Source organism: Corallococcus macrosporus DSM 14697, from assembly GCF_002305895.1.
GTDB lineage: Bacteria > Myxococcota > Myxococcia > Myxococcales > Myxococcaceae > Myxococcus > Myxococcus macrosporus.
Genome location: NZ_CP022203.1, coordinates 3,807,854 through 3,827,994 on the forward strand (window position 1 = coordinate 3,807,854; position 20,141 = coordinate 3,827,994).

At 71.0% G+C, this 20,141-nt stretch carries 21 protein-coding genes; 11 read left to right on the top strand and 10 right to left on the bottom strand.

Annotated features, from left to right (window positions below):
• Nucleotides 1–2 precede the first annotated feature (2 nt).
• From pheA to MYMAC_RS16025, 5 genes are all read right to left on the bottom strand, one after another.
• The gene (gene pheA, locus MYMAC_RS16005; protein WP_095958713.1) at nt 3–824 is read right to left on the bottom strand and encodes a prephenate dehydratase; all 822 of its coding nucleotides are present in this window, start codon (nt 822–824) and stop codon (nt 3–5) included.
• Nucleotides 817–1,956: a bifunctional chorismate mutase/prephenate dehydratase gene (locus MYMAC_RS16010; protein ID WP_095958714.1), complete on the bottom strand. Its 1,140-nt coding sequence runs from the start codon at nt 1,954–1,956 to the stop codon at nt 817–819. Before MYMAC_RS16010 ends, pheA begins: the two co-directional genes overlap by 8 nt.
• Nucleotides 1,956–2,411, bottom strand: a complete 456-nt coding sequence (locus MYMAC_RS16015; protein ID WP_095958715.1) for a GNAT family N-acetyltransferase — start codon at nt 2,409–2,411, stop codon at nt 1,956–1,958. The genes MYMAC_RS16010 and MYMAC_RS16015 overlap by 1 nt, the downstream gene beginning before the upstream one ends.
• Before the next feature lie 48 nt (nt 2,412–2,459).
• On the bottom strand, nt 2,460–2,888 hold the full coding sequence (locus MYMAC_RS16020) for an EVE domain-containing protein (protein ID WP_095958716.1): 429 nt from the start codon (nt 2,886–2,888) through the stop codon (nt 2,460–2,462).
• Between the two features lie 100 nt (nt 2,889–2,988).
• The gene (locus MYMAC_RS16025; protein ID WP_095961593.1) at nt 2,989–3,186 is read right to left on the bottom strand and encodes a hypothetical protein; all 198 of its coding nucleotides are present in this window, start codon (nt 3,184–3,186) and stop codon (nt 2,989–2,991) included.
• Nucleotides 3,187–3,560: 374 nt separating this feature from the next.
• On the opposite strand from MYMAC_RS16025, the gene MYMAC_RS16030 reads away from it, so the two are divergent.
• The 9 genes from MYMAC_RS16030 to MYMAC_RS16070 all read left to right on the top strand — a co-directional run bounded on the left by MYMAC_RS16030 (nt 3,561) and on the right by MYMAC_RS16070 (nt 13,762).
• The gene (locus tag MYMAC_RS16030; RefSeq protein WP_013939802.1) at nt 3,561–4,133 is read left to right on the top strand and encodes a polysaccharide biosynthesis/export family protein; all 573 of its coding nucleotides are present in this window, start codon (nt 3,561–3,563) and stop codon (nt 4,131–4,133) included.
• Between the two features lie 38 nt (nt 4,134–4,171).
• Nucleotides 4,172–5,344 (top strand): porin family protein, encoded by a 1,173-nt coding sequence (locus MYMAC_RS16035; RefSeq protein ID WP_239989559.1) that lies wholly within the window; start codon nt 4,172–4,174, stop codon nt 5,342–5,344.
• Between the two features lie 14 nt (nt 5,345–5,358).
• On the top strand, nt 5,359–6,786 hold the full coding sequence (locus MYMAC_RS16040) for a GumC family protein (RefSeq protein ID WP_095958718.1): 1,428 nt from the start codon (nt 5,359–5,361) through the stop codon (nt 6,784–6,786).
• Nucleotides 6,787–6,815: 29 nt separating this feature from the next.
• Nucleotides 6,816–7,553, top strand: a complete 738-nt coding sequence (locus MYMAC_RS16045; RefSeq protein ID WP_013939805.1) for a CpsD/CapB family tyrosine-protein kinase — start codon at nt 6,816–6,818, stop codon at nt 7,551–7,553.
• A gap of 87 nt (nt 7,554–7,640) precedes the next feature.
• A complete protein-coding gene (exoE, locus tag MYMAC_RS16050) occupies nt 7,641–9,008 on the top strand; it encodes a polyisoprenyl-phosphate hexose-1-phosphate transferase ExoE (protein WP_095958719.1) in 1,368 nt (455 codons plus the stop codon).
• Nucleotides 9,009–9,103: 95 nt separating this feature from the next.
• The gene (locus tag MYMAC_RS16055) at nt 9,104–10,183 is read left to right on the top strand and encodes a gluconeogenesis factor YvcK family protein (protein WP_095958720.1); all 1,080 of its coding nucleotides are present in this window, start codon (nt 9,104–9,106) and stop codon (nt 10,181–10,183) included.
• Between the two features lie 39 nt (nt 10,184–10,222).
• A complete protein-coding gene (locus tag MYMAC_RS16060; protein ID WP_095958721.1) occupies nt 10,223–11,341 on the top strand; it encodes a GNAT family N-acetyltransferase in 1,119 nt (372 codons plus the stop codon).
• Nucleotides 11,338–12,507, top strand: coding sequence for a DegT/DnrJ/EryC1/StrS family aminotransferase (locus MYMAC_RS16065; RefSeq protein ID WP_095958722.1), 1,170 nt, complete (start codon nt 11,338–11,340; stop codon nt 12,505–12,507). Before MYMAC_RS16060 ends, MYMAC_RS16065 begins: the two co-directional genes overlap by 4 nt.
• Nucleotides 12,508–12,559: 52 nt before the next feature.
• Entirely contained in the window at nt 12,560–13,762 is a 1,203-nt protein-coding gene (locus tag MYMAC_RS16070) for a GNAT family N-acetyltransferase (protein WP_095958723.1), read from the top strand.
• Between the two features lie 85 nt (nt 13,763–13,847).
• Here the strand turns inward: MYMAC_RS16070 and MYMAC_RS16075 are convergent, their stop codons facing one another.
• From MYMAC_RS16075 to MYMAC_RS16085, 3 genes are all read right to left on the bottom strand, one after another.
• Nucleotides 13,848–14,819 (bottom strand): tetratricopeptide repeat protein, encoded by a 972-nt coding sequence (locus tag MYMAC_RS16075; protein WP_013939811.1) that lies wholly within the window; start codon nt 14,817–14,819, stop codon nt 13,848–13,850.
• Between the two features lie 12 nt (nt 14,820–14,831).
• On the bottom strand, nt 14,832–15,353 hold the full coding sequence (locus tag MYMAC_RS16080) for a cytochrome c-type biogenesis protein (protein WP_095958724.1): 522 nt from the start codon (nt 15,351–15,353) through the stop codon (nt 14,832–14,834).
• 99 nt (nt 15,354–15,452) lie between these two features.
• Nucleotides 15,453–16,364, bottom strand: coding sequence for a macrolide 2'-phosphotransferase (locus MYMAC_RS16085; protein WP_095958725.1), 912 nt, complete (start codon nt 16,362–16,364; stop codon nt 15,453–15,455).
• A gap of 318 nt (nt 16,365–16,682) precedes the next feature.
• On the opposite strand from MYMAC_RS16085, the gene MYMAC_RS16090 reads away from it, so the two are divergent.
• Nucleotides 16,683–17,879: an acyltransferase family protein gene (locus MYMAC_RS16090; protein ID WP_095958726.1), complete on the top strand. Its 1,197-nt coding sequence runs from the start codon at nt 16,683–16,685 to the stop codon at nt 17,877–17,879.
• Nucleotides 17,880–17,890: 11 nt separating this feature from the next.
• On the opposite strand, the gene MYMAC_RS16095 is transcribed toward MYMAC_RS16090, so the two are convergent.
• On the bottom strand, nt 17,891–18,649 hold the full coding sequence (locus tag MYMAC_RS16095) for a 2OG-Fe(II) oxygenase (protein ID WP_013939815.1): 759 nt from the start codon (nt 18,647–18,649) through the stop codon (nt 17,891–17,893).
• 101 nt (nt 18,650–18,750) lie between these two features.
• Nucleotides 18,751–19,191 (bottom strand): MarR family winged helix-turn-helix transcriptional regulator, encoded by a 441-nt coding sequence (locus tag MYMAC_RS16100; RefSeq protein ID WP_013939816.1) that lies wholly within the window; start codon nt 19,189–19,191, stop codon nt 18,751–18,753.
• Between the two features lie 73 nt (nt 19,192–19,264).
• Here MYMAC_RS16100 and MYMAC_RS16105 point away from each other — a divergent pair, with 73 nt between their 5' ends.
• Nucleotides 19,265–20,005, top strand: a complete 741-nt coding sequence (locus MYMAC_RS16105; RefSeq protein WP_095958728.1) for a DUF1428 domain-containing protein — start codon at nt 19,265–19,267, stop codon at nt 20,003–20,005.
• The last annotated feature ends 136 nt before the right edge of the window (nt 20,006–20,141 follow it).

Sequence of the window (20,141 nt, forward strand, 5' to 3'; positions counted from 1 at the left end):
CCTCACGCCACGCCGTAGCTCCCGAGCACCCGCAGGGTGATGCAGGCGGCCTGGGCCGCGGCCACCGCCTCGCGCACCCGCGGGTCCTCCAGCGCGCCGTCCACGTCCAGGCACCACACGTACTCCCAGGCGCGGCGCTGCGGCCGGGACTCCAGCCGCGTCACGTCGAGGCCGCGCGAGGAGAAGGCGCTCAGCACCCGGTACAGCGCGCCCGGCCCGTTCTCCACGGTGAGGGCCAGCGCCGTCTTCCGCCGCGTCCACGCCCGCTCGGGCGCGGGCCCCAGGGCGAGGAAGCGCGTGAAGTTGTCCGGCGAGTCCTCCACGCCTTCCTCCAGCACCTCCAGCCCGTACAGCGCCGCGGACATCCGGCTGGCGATGGCGGCCGTGTGCGGGGGCCGCTCCTCCGCCACCTTCCGCGCGGCGATGGCGGTGTTCGTCTCCGGCAGGGGCATGATGCCCTTGCGGCGCAGGTAGCCCGCGCATTGCGCCAGCGCCTGCGGATGGGAGAGGGCGCCCTGGACGGCGTCCAGGGCCAGGCCCGGCGGGGCCAGCAGGCAGTGGCGGATGCGCAGCGACACCTCGCCCGTCACCGGCACATCGTGCTCCAGCAGCAGGTCCACCGTCTCCGCCACCGGGCCGCCCAGCGAGCTCTCCACGGGCACCACGCCGCCCTGCACGCGGCCCTCGGCCACGGACTCGAAGACGGCGCGGAAGGTGAGGCAGGGGACGGCCTCCACGGCGGGGCCATGCAGCGCGCGCAGGGCCTCCTCTCCGTAGGCGCCAGGCTCGCCCTGGAAGGCGATGCGCCGCGGCGTCTCAGCCATGCGGCGCCTCCGCGCGCGCGTACGTGCCCAGCACGCGCAGCGACGAGGTGAGCGGCCGGATGTCCTCCAGCGCCGCCGTCACCGCCGCGGAGGCCGCGTGGCCCTCCACGTCCAGGTAGAAGCGGTACTGCCAGGGCTGCCCGGGGATGGGCCGCGACTCCAGCTTGCTCAGGTTCACCCCGCGTAGCGTGAGCCGCTGGAGCATCTCTCCCAGGGTGCCGGGCTTGTGCTCCAGCACCACCAGGAGGGACGTCTTGCACGGCACGCCGGGCGCCAGGGGCGTGGCCTCCCGGCCCACCTCCACGAAGCGGGTGTAGTCGAAGGCCGGCTGCAGGTCCCCCGCGAGCACCTCCAGGCCGAAGCGCTGCGCCGCCGTCTCGCTGGCGATGGCCGCCACCGACGCGTCGTTGCGCTCGCGGACCTTCTGCGCCGCGCCGCCGGTGTCCACGTCCGGCACCGCGCGCGCCCAGGGCACCTTCTCCCGGAGGAACGCCTCGCACTGCGCCAGCGCCTGCGGGTGCGACAGCACCTCGCGCAGGCCCTCCAGCTTCGCGCCGGGCAGGCCCAGCAGCCGGTGGTCCACCTGGCTGACCAGCTCCGCGGTGATGACCACGCCGCCCTCGGCGAGCAAGTCGTAGGTCTCGTTCATGCTGCCCGCGGTGGTGTTTTCAATGGGCAGCAGCACCAGGTCCTGCTCGCCGCGGCGCAGCGCCTCCACCGCCTCCCGGGCGTGGTCGAAGCCGGACAGCAGCACGCCGCCGGCGCGGTCGCCATAGCGGCGCCGGGCGGCCAGGTGGCTGTAGGAGCCCTCCACGCCCGGGTAGGCCACGCGCAGCGGCGTGGTGTCCAAGCGCGTGACGAGCTCGTGCTGCCGCGCCACGGACATGTCGATGAAGAGGCGCCAGATGCGCTCCACCTCGTGCGGGTCCAGGCCGTGCTCCGCGGCGCGGGTGCGGATGCGGCGCAGCAGCAGATCCTCGCGGCGCTGGTCCCGGAAGGGCGCCGCGGCGGCCAGCTTCGCCCGGGCCACGTCGTCCGCCAGGGCCATGCGGCGGCGCAGGGCGTCGAGAATCTCCTCGTCGATGCGCTCGATGGAGGTGCGGATGCGGTCGAGGTCGGGGAGGGTGGTCATCAGGAGCGTCCGAGGTTGCGCCACATGAGGTGGTGCGGGCCGATACCGGGCAGGTCGAAGGGCTCGCCCCGCTGGGAGAACCCCTGCGCGCGGTAGAAGCCGGAGGCGGTGAGCCGCGCGTTGCACCACACCTGGGAACCGCCCTGCCGCGCCGCATGCTCCAGGCAGGCCTCCAGGAGAGCGGCCCCATGGCCGTGCCCGCGCAGGGTGGCGTCCACCGCCATGCCGCGCAGCCGCCAGGCGCTGGTGTCACGCAGCGCGTCCGGTGGGGGCTCCCGGTACAGGGAGGCCACGCCCACCAGGCGGCCCGCCGTGTAGCGGCCCAGGTGGAGCGTGTCCGCGTCCTCATCCCCGGGGTAGACGGCCAGCTCCGGGGGCTGGTTGGGGCGAAGGACGGCGCGGCGGAGGCCGCGCGTCTCCTGCGCCGGAATCCTGCGGATGTCAGTGGCACTCACGGCGCCGGAGTATGCCCGCGGGGGTGGCGCCCCACCAGTCTCACCGTCCTACGCCGGCAGGGCGGTCTTCCCCAGCTTCAGCACCTGCTTGAAGTGCGTGGCGGTGACGGGGGCCACGCTCAACCGGCCGCGGGTGACGAGCGGAAAGTCCTTCAGGCTGGCGGTGGCCTTGATGGTCGCCAGGGCCACCGGCTGCGTGAAGGCGGTGACGGGCCCCATGAAGGTCGCGGCCCAGTCCTCGTCCGGCGCGGTGGAGTCAGGCCCCGGCGGGGTGAGCACCTGGGCCACGCCCACCACGGCCTTGTCTTCATTGGAGTGGTAGTAGAGGCACAGGTCCCCGGGCTTCATGGCCCGGATGTTGTTGCGCGCCTCGAAGTTCCTCACGCCCGTCCACTCCGTCTTCCCGTCCTGCGCGAGCTGGGCGTAGGCGTAGACGGAGGGCTCGCTCTTGATGAGCCAGTACTTTGGCTTGGCCATGGCGGCGCACCATAGACGCCTTCGTTCGAAACCGTGCGCTCCAAAGAGAAGAGGCCCGGCGCCTCGTGGTGGGCGCCAGGCCTCTTTCGTTTCCTTCGGACTACGCCTGTTTCGCGACGCTGGTGGCCGCCGTCGTCGGCGCCTTGCCGGTGAGCAAGGCGCTGCTCGCGTACAGCGCCAGCCCCACCACGGCCACCACCGCGGCCTCCATCTGGGTCGCGAAGGCCACGCCCATCAGGGTCATGGCTCCAGTGCCCATCGCGAACGACGCCGCCACCGCCCCTGCCGCCTTCCTCATCCGACCCTCCCCCGTTTTCGCGAGCTCATTCACGCGTTGTGGACTGCCTTGCCTCGCGCGGACTTCAATCCAAGACGCGTGCCAGCCTCTTTGCCCCTGAAATGGGAAGTGAGGGGGGCCGCGGAGGGAAAAGTCGTTCCCAGATCAGCGCACTGTCTGAAGAAAGCACCGGATGCGACGCGGGTACGATGCCGGAAAAATTTCCTGAACCCCATGGGGTCTCCCGGGAGGGCACTTCGTAACCCACTGCGATCCATGGGCTTTCCCTCCCTCCAGTACGTGGCACACGCGCTGCTAAGGCAACGGCGCCGGAAGCAACGTTCGGCCGCGGTACGGCCGGGAGCGCGACACACGCTTTTGAGGGAGAGCTGACGATGGGCAAGACGAGCGCGGGGTTCTGGACGGTGTTGGGCGTGATGCTCCTGGGGGGCTGCGCGCACCAGCCGCAGGTGAAGGTGGACAACACGGAGCAGCCCTACCGGATTGGCCGCGAGGACGTGCTGGACATCGCGGTGTGGCGTGACGCGGAGCTGTCCCGGACGCTGCCGGTTCGTCCGGATGGCTACATCTCCATGCCCATGGTGGGCGAGGTCCACGCGGCGGGCAAGACGCCCACGGAGCTGGCTGACTCGCTGAAGCAGGCCTTCCAGCCGTACGTGCAGGAGCCGCGCGTGACGGTGATTGTGCGCGAGGTGAACAGCAGCCGCGTGTTCGTCACCGGCGAGGTGGCCCACCCGGGCGCCTATCCGCTGCGCGGCCGCGTGTCGCTGTTGCAGGCCATTGCGCTGGCGGGCGGCTTCACGGACTTCGCCAACTCGGATGGCATCGTCGTCATCCGCACCGACAGCAAGGGCGGCCAGATTCCGGTGCGCTACAGCGACCTCATCTCTCCGGATGGCGGGCAAGAGGTCATCCTCCGGCCGGGTGACACCGTCGTCGTTCCGTGAGCCGTGGTGACGCGGTGGGCGTCGTGGACGTGGGCGGTGTGAGGCGTACGGGACGGAGGGCGACGGTGAAGGGCAACTGGAAGAAGTGGCTACTCGCGGGCCTGCTGTTCGGTGCGCCCGCCGCGCACGGCGCGACGATGTGGGAGCCCCGGCTTCGGCTCACGGCCGAGGAGCGGTTCGATGACGACCTGCGGCTGGGCGGTGACGGCACCGGCCAGTTGATGACGAAGCTGACGCCGCGCCTGGGTCTGGAGGCCAAGGACGCGCGGCTCACGCTGGACAGCTTCTACGCGGCCGACCTGCTGATGCGGCACGGCTCCGGCCGGACGACGTTGGACCACCGGGGCGGGCTGGAGGCGCGGCATCAGATGACGCGCCGGCTGCGGCTGGATTCGGCGCTGCGGGTGTTCCGGGTCACGGACCCCAGCTCGCTGCCGCGTGACGGCCTGGCGCGCTCCACGCTGCCCACGTTCTTCGCGCAGGCGACGCTGGGCGTGACGAACCGCGTGACGGAGCGGCTGGACATGCGCGCGGGCTACCGCTTCGAGGCGGTGCGCATCATCGACGTGGGGCAGCGCGCGGGCTACGCGCACACGCCCTCCATTGAGGGGTGGTACCGCACCACGCGCCGGCTCAGCCTGGGCCTGGAGTACCGGTACCAGGGCTTCCTCTATGAGGGGACGCTGAGCCAGTCGCACGGCGCGGCGCTGGGGTTGCGGTATCGGCTGACGCGGCCTACCACCTTGACCGTCCGGGGCGGCCCGGTGCGGTACCTGGCGCCGGTGGGCCAGCAGGGTGGGTGGGTCCCGCGGGTGAACGTGGAGCTGCAGCGCGTAGGGGAGATGTTGGACGTGGGCGTGTCCATGGGGCACGACCTGGTGGGCGCCAACGGCTTCACCAACGCGCTGTGGGCGGATTACGCGTCGGTGATGCTGGCGCGTCGTTTCACGCAGAAGTTCTCGGTTTTCGGAGCGGCCAGCTTCTTCCGCAACGGGCAGGCCCCGTCGCTGGACTGGGCCGTGTTCCGAGGAGCGCCGCGAGTGTCGCAGGGCTACGCGGTGAGTGGTGGTGTGGAGTACCGCATTGACCGGCGCCTGTCGGCGCAGGGTGCGGTGGATCGGATCGCTCAGGTTGGGCTGGCGGATTCGGCGAGCGCGGTGGACCTGACGCGCAATGTGTTCGCCGTCCGTCTGGTGGTGACGCCTTGGTAGCTACAGCGCGTGGGATGGAGGAGGAGCGGAACATGGAGCGAGGGATGACGGCAGACCAGCTTCTGGGTGCCCTGTGGCGGCGCAAGGCCCTGGTCGGTGCCATCGCAGCAGTGGTCTTCTTGGTGGGTGCAGCCATCGTGATGACCCGGCCGAGCATGTACGAGGCTTCAGTGGTGGTCCGCGTGGAGCCGCAGCGGCCGGGTGAGGAGATGGTGCAGCGCACGGTGAGCGAAATCATCGAGCAGCGGCTGCTCACTGTCCGCCAGGAGCTGCTGGCGCGTCCGGTGCTCCAGAAGGCCATCGAGGAGATGAACCTCTATCCGGAGCTTGTCTCCGAGAAGGGCATGGAGTCCGCGGTCGCGCAGATGCGCAAGGACCTCACCATCCGCGTGGAGGGTGAGACGGCCTTCGAGCTCACCTACGCCAACCGCGACCCGCAGGTGGCGGCGCAGGTGGCCAACCGCCTGCCGACCATCTTCTCCGAGGAGACGCTGAAGATCCGCCAGGCCCAGGCGGCGCGCGCCACCGACCTCTTCAACGAGGAGATGGCCGCGCTGGGCAAGGCGGTCAGCGCCTGGGAGACGAAGATCTCCCAGTTCAAAGTGGACCACCTGGGTGAGCTGCCCGAGCAGATGGAGATGAACATGCGCGGCCTGGAGCGCGTGTCGCACCAGCTCCAGACGAAGTCCGAGGAGCTGCGGGTCGCCGAAGGCCGCCGCTCCGACCTGGCCCGCGCTCGCAACGCGGTGGACAGCGAGGCCGGCCGGCTCGAGGCCGCGGAGAGCGGGCTGACCCGCGCGCTGGTCAACGCCCGCACCACCTGGACGGAGGACCACCCGGAGGTGAAGCGCCTGCAGACGGAGCTGGACAGCATGACGGCCCGCCGCAAGGAAGCCGAAGGCCGCCTCTGGGCGGAGCGCGCCGAGCGCACCCGCGTGGCCACGCTGATTGGCAACATCCAGCAGGAGATCCAGGACCTCCAGAAGCAGGCCGAGGCGTACCAGGGCCGGCTGAACAACACCCCGCGCTGGGCGCACGAGCTGGCGGTGATGAACCGCGACTACGAAATCGCGCGCACCAAGTACCAGAGCGTGGTGAGCCGCAAGGTGGAGGCGGAGATCGCCCAGGAGCTGGAGGCCAAGAGCGCCAAGAGCCTCTTCAACGTCATCTCCCCGGCGGGCGTGCCGGCGACCCCGGCCCGGCCGGACCGCATGGCGGGCATGCTCATCGTCTTCCTCCTGGCCCTGGGCCTGGGCGTGTTGACGGGCGCCGTGCTGGAGATGCGTGACGACAGCCTGCGCGACGGCACGGAGGTTCGCCAGCGCCTGACGCTGCCTGTGCTCGCGGTGGTCCCGGAAATGCAGGGCAAGACGGAGCGGCGGATTCTGATGCCGGCTTCGGGGGCTCGAAACAGCGTGTCCAACCCCACGACGTTGAACTGAGTCTCGCCGGAAAAGGACGGAGGACGGACATGGATCAGACGATGGAGCGGGCGGGCAACTTCCTCCCCCGAGTGGATGACAACCCGACGGGCGGCAACGCGGTGGACCGGCGGGTGGTGACGTTGACGGCGCCGGCGTCGGCCGCGGCGGAGCAGTACCGCAGCCTTTATTACAGGCTGGAGCGGATGCGGGACCTGCGGCCGATGAAGGTCGTCGCGCTCACCTCGGCGATGCCGGGCGAGGGCAAGACGGTGACGAGCGTCAACCTGGCGCTCGCCGCGGCCCGGGCGAACCCGGAGCGCCGCATCCTGCTGGTGGACGCGGACCTGCGCCGGGGCGGCGTGGCGGCCACGCTGGGCATGCGCAACAAGACGGGCCTGGCGGAGCTGCTGGCGGGGGACTGCGAGGTGCGGGACGTGGTGCGGCGGTTCAACTCCACGCGCCTGGCCCTCATCCCCGCGGGCGTCACCCCGGAGGACACGGCGCAGGTGCTGGCGAGCGGCCGGATGAAGCAGTTCCTCAAGGCGGTGCGGGAGGGCTTCGACGAGGTGTACATCGACCTGCCGCCCACGCTGCCCTTCGCGGACGCGGCCATCCTGGGCCACCAGGCGGACGGCGTGCTGATGGTCATCCGGGCCAACGTCACGTCGGGCAAGGCGGTGCACCAGGCGGTGGAGAGCCTGGGCGGCGCGCCCATCGTCGGGTGCGTGCTCAACGGCGCGGAGGTGCACTCGGCGCCGTACCTGAAGAACTACGAAAAGAAGTAGCGGCGTGAGGCTTCGGCCCCGCCCCCTGGCGACGGGGGGCGGGGCGTGAAGATGGGAGAGGGTCGGGCGGGTAGGTCGGAGGGGCACGTGCTCCGCGTTTTTCACCACTATTTCTCTGCAAAGAAACTGACGTTCTTCCTCGCCGAGAGTTCGGCGATCGCGTTGGCCTGCGTGATGGGCGCGGCGGCCTGCGCGGCACTCTTCGCGCCTGACGGGACGCACACGCCCCTGTCGCAGTTGTGGCCGACACTGCTGGGGCTGGGCGCGGCGTTCGTCATCACCTTCCAGTTCACGCTGTACCTGTTGGACTTGTATGACCTCCGCGTGGCGGCGGAGGACCGGGTGAGGGGATACCGGTTCCTCAAGGCCGCGGGCGTCACCGCGATGGTGGCCGGTGGCGTCATGCTGGTGACGCCCCTGGTGGTGCCGGTGCAGCTCCCGCCTGGCACGCTGCTGGGCGGCGCCATGGGGGCCCTGGCCGGCACGTTGACGGTGCGGGTGTCCATCCGCGCGCTGGTGGGGGCGCCGCACACGGTCCTCATCGTCGGTGACGGCACCAAGGCGCGCGCGGTGGCCAGCGCGATTGAGGCGGGCGGGGAGGGCACCTACCGCATCGTGGGCCTGACGGACCCGCGCACCTCCGGGGAGCCCGTGGAGCGGACGGCGGCCCGGCTGAACGCGGCCTATGTCGTCCAGGCCGCGGATGACATGCGCGGGGCCAACTGGGTGGACAGCCTGCTGCGCTGCCGGCTCGAGGGCCGCCGGGTGTATGAGGCCACCGGCTTCTGCGAGCGGGTGCTGCGCCGGATTCCCGTGCAGTTCCTCCGGGCCAGCGACTTCGCCTTCGCGGACGAGCTGACCGTGTCCCCGCTGCGCCGCACGCTCAAGCGGGGCTTCGACATCGCGGTGGCATCCCTCCTGCTAATGCTGTCCGCGCCCTTCCTGCTGCTGGTCGCGGTGGCCATCAAGCTGGACTCGAAGGGGCCCATCTTCTACCGGCAGGAAAGGACCGGGTTGTTCGGGAGCACGTATCACCTGTGGAAGTTCCGCAGCATGCGCACGGACGCGGAGAAGCATGGCGCGGTGTGGGCCAAGGCGAACGACGACCGCGTCACGCGGGTGGGCCGCTTCATCCGCCGCACGCGCATCGACGAGATTCCCCAGGTGTTCAACATCCTGACGGGAGACATGAGCTTCGTGGGGCCCCGCCCCGAGAGGCCAGTGTTCGTCGAGCAGTTGAAGCAGCAGATTCCTTTCTACGGCCTGCGGGAGGCCGTGAAGCCGGGCCTGACGGGGTGGGCGCAGATCCGCTACCCCTACGGCGCGTCGGTGGAGGATGCGCGGAACAAGCTGGAGTTCGACCTGTACTACGTGAAGAACGGTTCGCTGTTCCTGGATGTGGGCATCATCTTCCACACCGTGAGGCATGTGCTTCTCGGTCGTGGGGCGCGGTAGGGCATTGCGCTGTCCCGGCCTCCCGTCGAGGGAGGCCGGGAGGTGGGGCCCGCCTGGGGAGGCGGGCTGGGGCGTCGTGGATGGGGGTTAGCGTCATGGTGGGAATGGACATGGAAGCGCCGCTGCCCGCGGAGTGGTCGGAGGCCCGGCGCAGGCTGGAGCTGGAGCGCCAGGGCAACGAGGTGCTTCAGGGGCAGGTGGACCGGCCGACGCGCATCGTCGCCATTGGCGGGGGCACGGGGTTGCCCATGGTGTTGCGGGGCCTGGCCCGGCGCGCGACGCCGAAGGCGCGGGAGCCCGGCATCGACATCACCGCGGTGGTGGCCATGAGCGACGACGGGGGCAGCTCCGGCCGGCTGCGGCGCCAGCACGGCGCGCTGCCGCCGGGGGACATCCGCAACTGCCTGGTGGCGCTCGCGGGCGGGAAGAACGCGCTCAAGGACGTCTTCCAGTTCCGCTTCGGCGGGGCGCGGGGCCTGGCGGGCCACGCGGTGGGCAACCTGCTCATCGCCGCGCTCGCCGAGCTGAAGGGGGACTTCATGGAGGCGGTGCGCATGTCCGGGGAGCTGCTGGGAGCCCGGGGCCATGTGTTGCCGTCCACGCTGGCCTCCGTGCAGCTCGTGGCGCAGATGCACGACGACACGGAGGTGGTGGGGGAGCGCAACATCTGCCGCGCGCACGGCCGGGTGCGCCGCGTCACGTTGAGCCCCCGCTCGCCGCCGCCCACGGACGGCCTGCTGGAGGCCATCTACACCGCGGACCTCATCGCCATTGGCCCGGGCTCGCTGTACTCCAGCGTGCTGCCCAACCTGCTGGTGGACGGCGTGGCGCAGGCGCTCAAGGAGACGCGGGCGCTGAAGGTCATGGTGGCCAACCTGATGACCCAGCCGGGCGAGACGGACGGCATGTCCTGCCTGGACCACGTGCAGGCCGTCACGGACCACGTGGGGCCGGTGCTGGACGCGGTGCTCGTCAACGGCACCCCGCCGTCGGAGGAGGCCACCCGGCGCTACGCGCGGCGCGGCTCTTTCTTCGTGGCCACCCACCCGCGGGACTTGATTGGCGCGGGCGTGGTGCCCGTGCAGGCGGACCTCCTCAAGGCAGGGTCCAGGATCCGACACGACAGCCGCAAGGTTGCCGCCTGCCTGCTGAAGATGGCCCGCAGCGGCTTGTAGCCGCGCTCCTCCATCACCACCTTGGGCGCCCGACATCTCATGGAAGCAAGAGACCTTTCTGCCTCGCCGCGCGTCACCGAAGTCACGGGACGCGCGGCCTTCATGGCCCTGGAGTCCGAGTGGAACGCGCTCGTGGAGGCCACCTCCAACGAGCTGTTCTACCGGCATGAGTTCCTCCGCATCTGGATGGACAACTTCGTCCCCGGCGTGAGCCCCCGCGTGCTGACGCTGCGGGACGCGGACGGGAGCCTCAGCGCGGTGCTCCCGCTGTGGGAGGAGCGGACGACGTTGCTGGGCGTGCCGGTGCGGCAGTTGTCCGCCGCCGCCAACGCGCACTCCTGCCGGTTCGACCTGGTGGCGAAGGCGCCGGACCTGGCCGCGGCGGCCTTCGTGTCCCACCTGCGCTCGGCGGGCGGCTGGGACGTCCTGCGGCTCACGGACGTCCCCGACGGCGGGGCCGCCTGGCGGCTGCACGCGGTGGCGCGCGAGTCCGGCCTGCCCGTGGGCGAGTGGGAGTCCCTGAACTCGCCCTACGTGCCGCTGCCGGCGACGCGGGACGTCTTCCAGAAGACGCTGCAATCCAAGTTCAAGGCCAACTGCCGCCGCCGGCGCCGCAAGCTGGAGGAGAAGGGCCGGCTCACCTTCGAGCGGGTGGACGGGGGCCTGGGCCTGGAGGGCGCGCTGGAGGAGGGCTTCCTGCTGGAGCAGAGCGGCTGGAAGGGCGCGCGGGGCACCGCCATGGCGCAGGACGCGCGCACGCGCGGCTTCTACACGGAGCTGGCGCGCGACGCGGCCTACCGCCAGCGGCTGGCGCTGTACTTCCTGCGCCTGGACGGGCGGCCGGTGGCCTTCCACTTCGGCCTGGAGTACGGCGGGCGCTACTTCCTGCTGAAGCCCGGCTACGACGAAGGCCTGCGTGAGTGCAGCCCGGGACAGCTCCTGGTGGACGAGGTCATCGGGAGCTGCATCGACCGGGGCCTGCGCGAGTTCGACTTCCTGGGGCCGGACATGGTGTGGAAGCGCGACTGGACGAACGAGGTCCGGCGCCACACCTGGCTCTACGTGTTCAATGACTCCCCCTTCGGCCGGGCGCTGTGCGCGGCGAAGTTCCAGTGGGGGCCCGCGGTGAAAGAGGTGGTGTCGCGATGGAGACGATGAAGCACTCTGGCCGGCTGTTCGTGCCGTCACTGCCCACCCTGTGGCCGCACATGTTGCTGTCGCGCCCCAGGCCCGGCTCGCTGCCGCCGTTCTCCTCGCCCAACGTCCGTTACTTCTACTTCGCCCGCAACGCCATCTGGCTGACGGTGAAGATGCTGGGGCTGGACTCGGGCGAGGTGCTGATGCCGGCCTACCACCACGGCGTGGAGGTGGAGGCGCTGGTGGACGCCGGCGCCACGCCGCGCTTCTACCGCGTGGGCAGCCGCTGGGACGTGGACCTGGACGACGTGGCCCGGCGCATCGGGCCCAAGACGCGGGCCCTGTACCTGACGCACTACGCGGGCTTCCCGGGCCCCGTCGCACAGATGCGCAAGCTGGCGGACCAGCACGGGCTCATCCTCATCGAGGACTGCGCGCTGTCGCTGCTGTCCTCCGACGGCGCGGTGCCCCTGGGGACGACGGGGGACGTGGGCATCTTCTGCCTCTACAAGACGCTGCCGGTCCCCAACGGGGGCGCGCTGGTCGTCAACGGCCCGCGCCAGTACAGCCTGCCGGAGCCGCCCGCGCCGCCGTCCGCGTCCACCTTCAGCCACACGGTGTCCGCGTTGCTGCAGAACCTGGAGCTGCGCGGCGGCGTGGCCGGCCGGGCCCTGCGCAGCGCCGTGCGCCTGGTGGGGCACGGCACGGTGAAGGCGGCCAGCATCGAGCGCGTGGCCACGGGCACGCAGCACTTCGACCGCAAGCACGTGGACCTGGGCATGAGCCCGCTGACGAAGCGCATCGCCCTGGCCCAGGACCTGGAAGCCATCGTCGAGCAGCGGCGCCGCAACTACTTCTTCCTGCTGGGCCGGCTGCGCGACGTCTCCCCGCCGCTGTTCAACCAGCTCCCGCCGGGCGCCTGCCCGCTGTTCTATCCGCTGGTGGTGCAGGACAAGGCGGAGGTGCTGGCGCGGCTGCGCGCGCAGGGCATCGACGCCATCGACTTCTGGAAGCGCTTCCACCCGGCCTGTGACGCGTCGGCCTTCCCGGAGGTGGCGCAGCTCCGGCGCTCCATCGTGGAGGTGCCGTGCCACCAGGACCTGTCGCCGGAGGTCATGGCGGACGTGGCGCAGGCGGTGCGCGAGGCCGTGAAGTCGGACCGCCGGACGAAGAAGCGCGCGGGGTGAGGTTCATTCAGGGAACAGGGGAGGGGCGGCTGCCCCTCCGGGAGGGCGGGCGTTGATTCGGGAGGACGAGCTTTCACAGGGACCGTGGGCCGCCCAGCGGCTGGAGGTAGGCGCCGTGGGCAGCCTCTCCACGCTGGCGGGGATGCGCGAGGAGTGGGCCGCGCTGCTGGACGCGAGCGACGCGGGCCCCTTCAACGCCTGGGAGTGGGTGTACCCGTGGTGCCGGCGCATCGCCACGGGCCGGCGCCCGCTGGTGCTGACCGCGCGCGACGCGGCGGGCACGCTGGTGGGGTTGATGCCGCTGGGCGTGGAGTACCTGGGCGTCACCGGCGTGCCGGTGCGGCGGCTGAGCTTCCTGGGTGAGACGCACGTGGGCAGCGACTACCTGGACGTCGTGGCGCGGCGCGGACGCGAGCGCGAGGTGGCGGAGGCCTTCGCGCGGATGCTGCACGCGCTGCGCGACGAGTGGGACGTGTTGGATCTGTCCGACCTGCGTGAGGACTCGCCCACGGTGGACGTGCTGCGGCGGACCTTCGCCCGACAGGACGTGCGCGTGGCGCCGCGCTACGTGTGCCCGTACGACACGCTGACGCCGGGGGAGCCCTTCGACGCGTTCCTCAAGCGCACGGGCCGGCGCGACAACTTCCTGCGGCGGCGCAAGTGGCTGGAGAAGCAGGAGGGCTACCGCATCGAGCGCACCGACGCGCCGGGCGAGCTGGCGGCGCCGCTGACGGACTTCTTCCGCCTGCACGCGGCGCGGTGGGCGGCGGATGGGGGCTCGCAGGGCATCAAGGGCTCGGGCGTGGAGGCGTTCCACCGGGACGCCACGCAGTTCCTGGCGGAGCGCGGCCGGCTGCGCCTGTACACGATGAAGGTGGGGGGCCAGGCCGTGGCTTCCGTGTACGGCATCCTCCACCGCGACAGCTTCGTGTACTTCCAGTCCGGGTACGATCCGGCGTGGCGCAACCGCAGCGTGGGCCTGGTGCTGGTGGGGGAGACGTTCCGCGACGCGCTGGACGCCGGCCTCACCGAGTACGACTTCCTCCGGGGCACGGAGACGTACAAGTCCGACTGGGTGTCGAAGCAGCGGCGCACGGTGTCCGTGCGCGTCCACGCCGGGACGTGGGAGGGCCGCTGGTTCTCCCAGTCGGAGTCCCTGGCGCGCACCCTGCGCGACGCCGCCAAGGCGGCCATGCCGGACACGCTGGTGGAGAAGGTTCGCCGCTTCCGGCGCCGCCGTGCCGCGGTGCACTGAGGGTTGAAGACAACCGCGGCGCCGGCCCTGGCCTCTTGGGGAGGTTGGGGCGGCGCCGCGGGTGCTTCAGGGGCGGGCTCGCGCGTCAGGGCATGCCGGCCGCGACCTCCGCGCGAAGCTGGGCGATGGCGGGACCGAGCTGCGGCGGCTGCATGTTGCGCGGCACCTCCACGGAGAAGCGCTCGAAGTGCGCCAGCGCCGTCGCCTTGTCGCCGCGGCGCAGGGCCAGGCTGCCCAGGAAGATGAGCGCCTCCTGCGCGTCCGGCCAGGTGTCCACCAGCTCCGTCAGCTCCGCCTCGGCGCCGGTCATGTCACCCTGGGTGGCGCGCAGCACGCCGCGATGCACCTTCAGCTCCACGTTGAAGGGGTCCGCGGCCAGGCCCTTCGCGGTGACCTTGGCGGCCTCGTCGAACTGCTGCCGGCGGATGAGCTCATGGCTCAGCATCGCCGCCGCGTCCACGTCACCGGCGTTGGCGTCCAGCCGCGCGCGGGCCTCCTGCATCTCCGGGCCCTCCGGCATCTGTCCGTCCATGCCCGCGCCCTGCTGCTGCTGCGCGGCGGCGCCGCCCGGGGGCATCCGGCCGGTGGCCTCCATGCCGTCGGTGCGCGTCTGCTGCTCGGAGACCAGCAGGTAGCCCAGGCCGCCGAAGAACACCACGATGCTGGCGCCCCACAGCGCGCCCACGAGCTGCGGATTGCGGGAGGCCCACCCGGTGGGGGCCGGGGCCTGGGGTCGGGCGCGGACGCCCTCGCCGGAGGCCTTGCGCTTGAGGTGCTCGTCCTTCGCGCGCAGGGCCGCGGCGGCCTCGCGCTCCAGGCGGGACTTCTCGGAGGCGTACTGCTCCGGGCTCTGGTTGTGCTTCTCCGCCTCCAGCGCGCGGAGCTGGTCGATGAGGGACTGCGCGCGCTGCGTCAGGTCATCGAGCACGCCGTCGCGGGGCTCGGCCGAGGCCAGCGAGCCCTTGCGGCGCTGGAGGATGAGCCAGCCCGCCGCCAACACGAAGGTGACGGCGAGCACGATGATTCCGGGCAACCAATTCGTCGTCTGCGGCTGCATGGCCTGGCGCTCCTAGCGCTCGAGCTCCCGGCGCACGGCCTGGAGGTACGGGTCTTCTTCATCCGCCGGAGGGGCTCCCGCGGGCGCGGCCGGGGCCGCCGTTTCTTCTTCGGAGGTCGGGGCCGGCGCCTGCTCCGGGGCGCCCGCGCCGCGCTGGAGCTGCCGCCAGATGACGAAGCCGCCCACGGCGACGAGCGCCACCGGGCCCAGCCACACGAACCAGTTGAAGCCTTCCGCGCGGGGGGAGAGGAGCACCCACTCGCCGTAGCGCGCCACGAAGTACTCGACGATTTCGGCGTCGCTCTTCCCCTCGGAGACGAGCTCGCGAATCATGTCGAGCTGGGCCCGCGCCATGGAGGACGGGCTGTCCGCGACGGACAGGCCCTGGCACACGGCGCACCGGAGCTGCTTGCCCAGGGTCTGGACGCGCGCCTCCAATTCCGGCGCGAGCGGGTCGCTTCCCGCCTGCTGGGGCGCGAACTGGCCGGTGACGAGCGTGAAGGCGAGGGACAGGGACAGGAGGGCAGCGGTCATCGAAGCTCCATCGAGCCGTCCCTACCTAGCGCCCCGGGCCGGGATTGGACAGTGAAACCTGAGCGGCGGGAGCCCGCCCCGCCGCCCGGTCCGCTGTGCCTACATGGCCGCTTCGGGGGTGAGCTGTGCCTGGGCGGCCGCCCGGTGCTCTGGCAGGCCCGTGGTCAGCGCGTAGAGGGCATAGCCCAGGGGCGACGCCGCGAGCAGCTCCACGCAGTGGTCGCCCAGCCGGTCCCAGACCTGCCCGCCCGCCTTCACGTAGGCGTCCACGGTGGCCTCGAACACGGCGTCCACGCCGAGCATCTTCTGGAAGACGAAGTCTCGCGCCGGGTCCCCCACCTTGGCGGTGGTCCAGTCGAGGACGCCGGTGATGGTGTCGTCCGGCGCCAGCAGGACGTGGGCGGGGTAGGGCTCCCCGTGCGTCATCGTGACGAAGCGGGGCCAGTAGGAGTCGTCACCCAGCCAGCGCTCCCAGCGCTCGGTGAGGGCCGGCGCGATGTCGAACGCCTGCCTGACGCGGGCGAGGTCGGACGCCCAGGTGGCGCGGACCTGCTCCGGGGTTTCGACGACGAGGCCCGCTCGCCGGACCTCCTCGACGTCGATGGCGTGCATCCGGGCCAGGAGCTGGCCGAACTGGCGGGCGTAGTCGCGCGATTCGCGGTCGAAGTGCCACACGGGCTCGCCCGAGGTGGGATTCAACGTCAGCCCGGGCCTGCCCGGCAGCGCGGGATAGGCGATGAGGTCCCGCTGGGCGATGTGCCAGTTTGGCACCGCCACCCCGAGCCGGGGGCCGATGAAGTCGAGAATCTTCTTCTCGTCCGCGAGCTTCGCGGAGACGTCTTCACGCCGGGGGATGCGGAGGACCCACAGCGTGTCTTCAAGGTCGCGCGCCATCACGACGCGGTAGTCGAGCCCGGCCTCGTTGACCGACAGGGTGTCGGGTTTGAGCTTCAGCCCATGGCTGGCGGCGAGCTCCAGAATCTGGGTGGCATCTGGGGGGACGGGGGACATTCGGGGCGTCCTTTCGGGTGAGGGGCAGGGGGCCGCACGGGCTGCTCCACCGCTTCGGGGTGGAAGGTACTCCCGTGGATGCGGCGCGACGACGCTTCACCCTCCGCGTCCCTGACAGGAAAACCGGACCGCGGACATGATCCGAGGCGAGTGTCTGGAGCGCCGCCGCGTGCAGGCGCATCACAGGCACGATCAGGAGGTCGTCGCTCGGGGCCACATCGGGCATCGGGCCAAGTATCACAGAGGTGCTGCTGTAATCCGCAGCACATCCGGACGGGTGGGGCGCCCCCTCGTTTCCCGGTATGGTCCGCCCCCGAGATGAAGACCGGACCCTCGGAGCCGCTGCACCTGCCTGAGTACCTTCCCGCGCTGGACGGACTGCGCGGTGTGGCGGTGTTGATGGTGATTGCGTACCACTCGCTGACAGTGCTGCGCAGCGCATCATTGGGCGCGCTCTTCCAGGTGGGCTGGGCGGGAGTGGACCTCTTCTTCGTCCTCTCCGGCTTCCTGATTACGCGCATCCTGGTGCAGACGCGCGAGCGGGGAGGCTACTTCCGCACCTTCTATGCGCGGCGGGCGTTGCGTATCTGGCCGCTGTACTACCTGCTCCTGCTCTTCGCCTTTGGCGTCATGGGGTGGCTGCTGCCAGCCCTGGCCTTCGACCCCCAGCGCTACCCGTGGCCGCGTTATGCGCTGTACCTCCAGAACCTGGGGATGACGGAATTCGGACCGGCGCTCCTCAACGTGACGTGGTCCCTGGCCATCGAGGAGCAGTTCTACCTGGTGTGGCCGCTGCTCGTGTACTTCCTCCGGAACGGGCAGCTTCGGGTGCTGCTGTGGACGTGCGTGCTGCTGTCCCCCGTGGCGCGTCTCGCCGCGCTGTGGGAGGGCGTCACGCCCCTCCAGGTCTACACCTTCACGCTGTTCCGCCTGGACGGGTTGGCGCTCGGAGGATTGCTGGCCCTGGGCGTGGTGGATGGCCGCGCGACGGTGGACGGGCTGGCGCGCTGGGGCGGGCGGCTCGCGGTGCCCGCGCTGCTGGTGGCGCTCGGGCTGTCATTCGCCTTCTTTGGCGAGGGGGCCGCCATCCACATGGCCACGGCGCTCACGGGGGCGGGCGGTCCGTGGGGCCGCGCGTTGCTGGTGGCGGGCCTGTACTCGCTGTGGGCGCTGGGCTTCGCCAGCCTGCTGGGGTGGGTGCTCTCCGGCCGCGCGTCGCTGCTCCAAGGCGTGTTGCAGTGGCGTCCGCTGCGCTTCGTGGGGCAGGTGAGCTACGGGCTCTACCTGTTCCACGCGCTGGTCATCCCCGCTGGCGGCTATTACACGCGGCCGCTGTTCTACCGGTACATCCCGTCAACGTTCGTCGCGACCGGGCTGGGCATCCTGTTCGAGTACGCGGTGCTGCTGGCGCTGACCGTCGTCTCGTGGCGCTGCTTCGAGCGGCCCCTTCTGCGGCTCAAGGACCGCTTCACCCACACGGACGCCTCTGAAAAGGCCGTGGCTCCCACGGCGTGACAGGCCCGCGGCTATGGGCGCGGCGGTGCCCAGAGGGCGCTGTGGGGCTCCGGCGCGTTGGGGGACTCCTCCGCCGTGTAGAAGTAGGCCGCGACCGCGGCGCGTCCCCGGCCCTCGGGACACGCCAACGCGGTGGGGTGTCCGTGCCAGTGGTCGTCGCCATGGGCCATGACGACCAGGCGATCCAACCGTGGCGCGATTCGCGTCTCACACCGGGAGAGGTCCGCGCTCCACAGCTCGAGGTCCCCGCCCCAGGCGGGCTCCCAGCCGGGGTTCAGGTAGTAGAGGACGGTGAGCCGGCGTGAGAGGGCGCGGAAGCGATCCCGGTTGAAGTCGGCGTGCAGCGCCAGGTGACCTCCGCGCAGCGTGAGGTGCAACCCGGCGCCTCGGAAATGCGGATCCGGGATGAGCCCCTGCACCCCGGTGAGCGACTCCAGGAAGTCGATGAACGCCATGCCGGAGAACTCCGAGAGCAGGTGCCGGAGCGCTCCGGGCACGTCCTCGAAGGCCCTGCGCTGGAGCTGCCCCAGCCGCGCCGCCTGTTCGGGGAAGTCGCGTCGCTTCCAGCTCGCCTCGGTCGCGCCCGGGAAGACTCCAGCCAGCTCGGTCGCCAGCGGCTCGCCCAGGAAGCCGTCGATGACGGCGTGCGCGTGGGGCCGCGCCGTGCCGTAGCGCTCACGATGGGCCAGGGCGAGCGAGCGGAGCGCCGTGCGGTTGAAGAAGAAGCTCGGCCCCCGCAGCGGGCCTTCTTCGAGGGTTGCGATGCTCACGGGCCCCCTATAGCAGAACGGGCCGCGAGCACGGCCTGGGCCTGGGCAGCGTGGCACCGGCGGGCAGGTGCGCCCGGCGGTTTCCCGGGCGGATGGGATGCTCAGGACACCGCCCGCAGGCCGGAGCGAAGGGCGTCGGCTTCGGTCCGCGCCAGCAAGCGCTCCGTCTCCGCGTTCATCTGTTCCCATAGCGGCAGCGCCGACTGGAGGAGCTGGAGCCCCGCGTCCGTCAGCGTCAGCAGCCGTCCTCGGCGGTCCGCTGGATCGACGGACGTCTTCACCAGCCCGCGTCTTTGGAGCGGCTTCAGGTTGGCCGTCAGGGTGGTGCGGTCCATCGCCAGGAGCTCCGCGACCGGGCCCATCGCCGGCGGCTGCGGACGGTTGAGCGACATCAGCAGGGAGAACTGTCCGTGCGTGAGGCCCACGGGGCGCAGGGCTTCATCGAAGCGCCGCGCCAGGGCCCGCGCGGCCCGCTGGACCGCAAGGCACAGGCAGTGGTCTCGGACATGAAGCGTCGTGGCGAAGGGGACGGCTCGGGACATTGACAGGGGTGATTGTGTTGATATCAACCTTTCTTGTCAAAGCAGGGACGCCTCATGCGCATGGGAGAGAGTCATGGCCTACATCGATGGATTCGTGGCCGCGGTACCCGCGGCGAACAAGGGCGCCTATCTCAAGGCAGCCGCCGAGGTCGCGCCGCTGTACAAGGAGTTCGGTGCGACGCGCTTCGTGGAGAACTGGGGTGACGACGTCCCCGAAGGCAAGGTCACCGACCTCCGGCGCGCGGTGAAGGCCGAGCCCGGTGAGGTCATCGTCTTCTCCTGGATTGAGTACCCCAGCAAGGCGGTGCGCGACGAGGCGAACGCGAAGTCGTACAGCGACCCTCGGATGCAGTCGATGGGCGCGCAGATGCCGTTTGATGGGAAGCGGATGATCTTCGGCGGGTTCGTGCCCAGGCTGCATGAGCGCGGAGGGGGAAGCACAGGCTACATCGATGGTTCCCTTGTGCCCGTGCCCGTCGCGAACAAGGACGCCTATCTCACCACCACGTCCACGCTCGCGGCGGTGCTGCTGGAGTGCGGCGCCACGCGTGTCGTCGACGCGTGGGGCGACGACGTCCCGGATGGGAAGATCACGGACTTCAAGGGCGCGGTGAAGGCCACGCCCGAAGAGCAAATCGTCTTCTCCTGGATTGAGTGGCCTTCGAAGGCGGCTCGCGACGCGGGGTGGGCGAAGGCCTCGGCCGACCCACGCATGCAGCCGGGCCAGACGATGCCCTACGACCAACGCCGCATGGTCTTCGGAGGCTTCGTGCCGCTTCTGGACGAGCGGATGGGGGCCGGCACGGGCGCATAGACCGCCACGTGATGTGTCTCCGCCCGATTTCGTCGAATTGGGACCGGGCGGAGGTCAATCATGTACCCTTTCGGGATGGCGAATGAGTTCACGCAGCGGCTGGCGGAGACCATTGCATGGTGCCTGCCGAGGGCTG

Excerpts from the sequence above, each read along its gene's own strand:
- pheA (WP_095958713.1), bottom strand. The coding sequence starts at position 824 with ATGGCTGAGACGCCGCGGCGCATCGCCTTCCAGGGCGAGCCTGGCGCC.
- MYMAC_RS16010 (WP_095958714.1), bottom strand. The coding sequence starts at position 1,956 with ATGACCACCCTCCCCGACCTCGACCGCATCCGCACCTCCATCGAGCGC.
- MYMAC_RS16020 (WP_095958716.1), bottom strand. The coding sequence starts at position 2,888 with ATGGCCAAGCCAAAGTACTGGCTCATCAAGAGCGAGCCCTCCGTCTAC.
- MYMAC_RS16025 (WP_095961593.1), bottom strand. The coding sequence starts at position 3,186 with ATGAGGAAGGCGGCAGGGGCGGTGGCGGCGTCGTTCGCGATGGGCACT.
- MYMAC_RS16030 (WP_013939802.1), top strand. The coding sequence starts at position 3,561 with ATGGGCAAGACGAGCGCGGGGTTCTGGACGGTGTTGGGCGTGATGCTC.
- MYMAC_RS16040 (WP_095958718.1), top strand. The coding sequence starts at position 5,359 with ATGGAGGAGGAGCGGAACATGGAGCGAGGGATGACGGCAGACCAGCTT.
- MYMAC_RS16045 (WP_013939805.1), top strand. The coding sequence starts at position 6,816 with ATGGATCAGACGATGGAGCGGGCGGGCAACTTCCTCCCCCGAGTGGAT.
- MYMAC_RS16055 (WP_095958720.1), top strand. The coding sequence starts at position 9,104 with ATGGTGGGAATGGACATGGAAGCGCCGCTGCCCGCGGAGTGGTCGGAG.
- MYMAC_RS16060 (WP_095958721.1), top strand. The coding sequence starts at position 10,223 with ATGGAAGCAAGAGACCTTTCTGCCTCGCCGCGCGTCACCGAAGTCACG.
- MYMAC_RS16065 (WP_095958722.1), top strand. The coding sequence starts at position 11,338 with ATGAAGCACTCTGGCCGGCTGTTCGTGCCGTCACTGCCCACCCTGTGG.
- MYMAC_RS16075 (WP_013939811.1), bottom strand. The coding sequence starts at position 14,819 with ATGCAGCCGCAGACGACGAATTGGTTGCCCGGAATCATCGTGCTCGCC.
- MYMAC_RS16080 (WP_095958724.1), bottom strand. The coding sequence starts at position 15,353 with ATGACCGCTGCCCTCCTGTCCCTGTCCCTCGCCTTCACGCTCGTCACC.
- MYMAC_RS16085 (WP_095958725.1), bottom strand. The coding sequence starts at position 16,364 with ATGTCCCCCGTCCCCCCAGATGCCACCCAGATTCTGGAGCTCGCCGCC.
- MYMAC_RS16090 (WP_095958726.1), top strand. The coding sequence starts at position 16,683 with ATGAAGACCGGACCCTCGGAGCCGCTGCACCTGCCTGAGTACCTTCCC.
- MYMAC_RS16100 (WP_013939816.1), bottom strand. The coding sequence starts at position 19,191 with ATGTCCCGAGCCGTCCCCTTCGCCACGACGCTTCATGTCCGAGACCAC.
- MYMAC_RS16105 (WP_095958728.1), top strand. The coding sequence starts at position 19,265 with ATGGCCTACATCGATGGATTCGTGGCCGCGGTACCCGCGGCGAACAAG.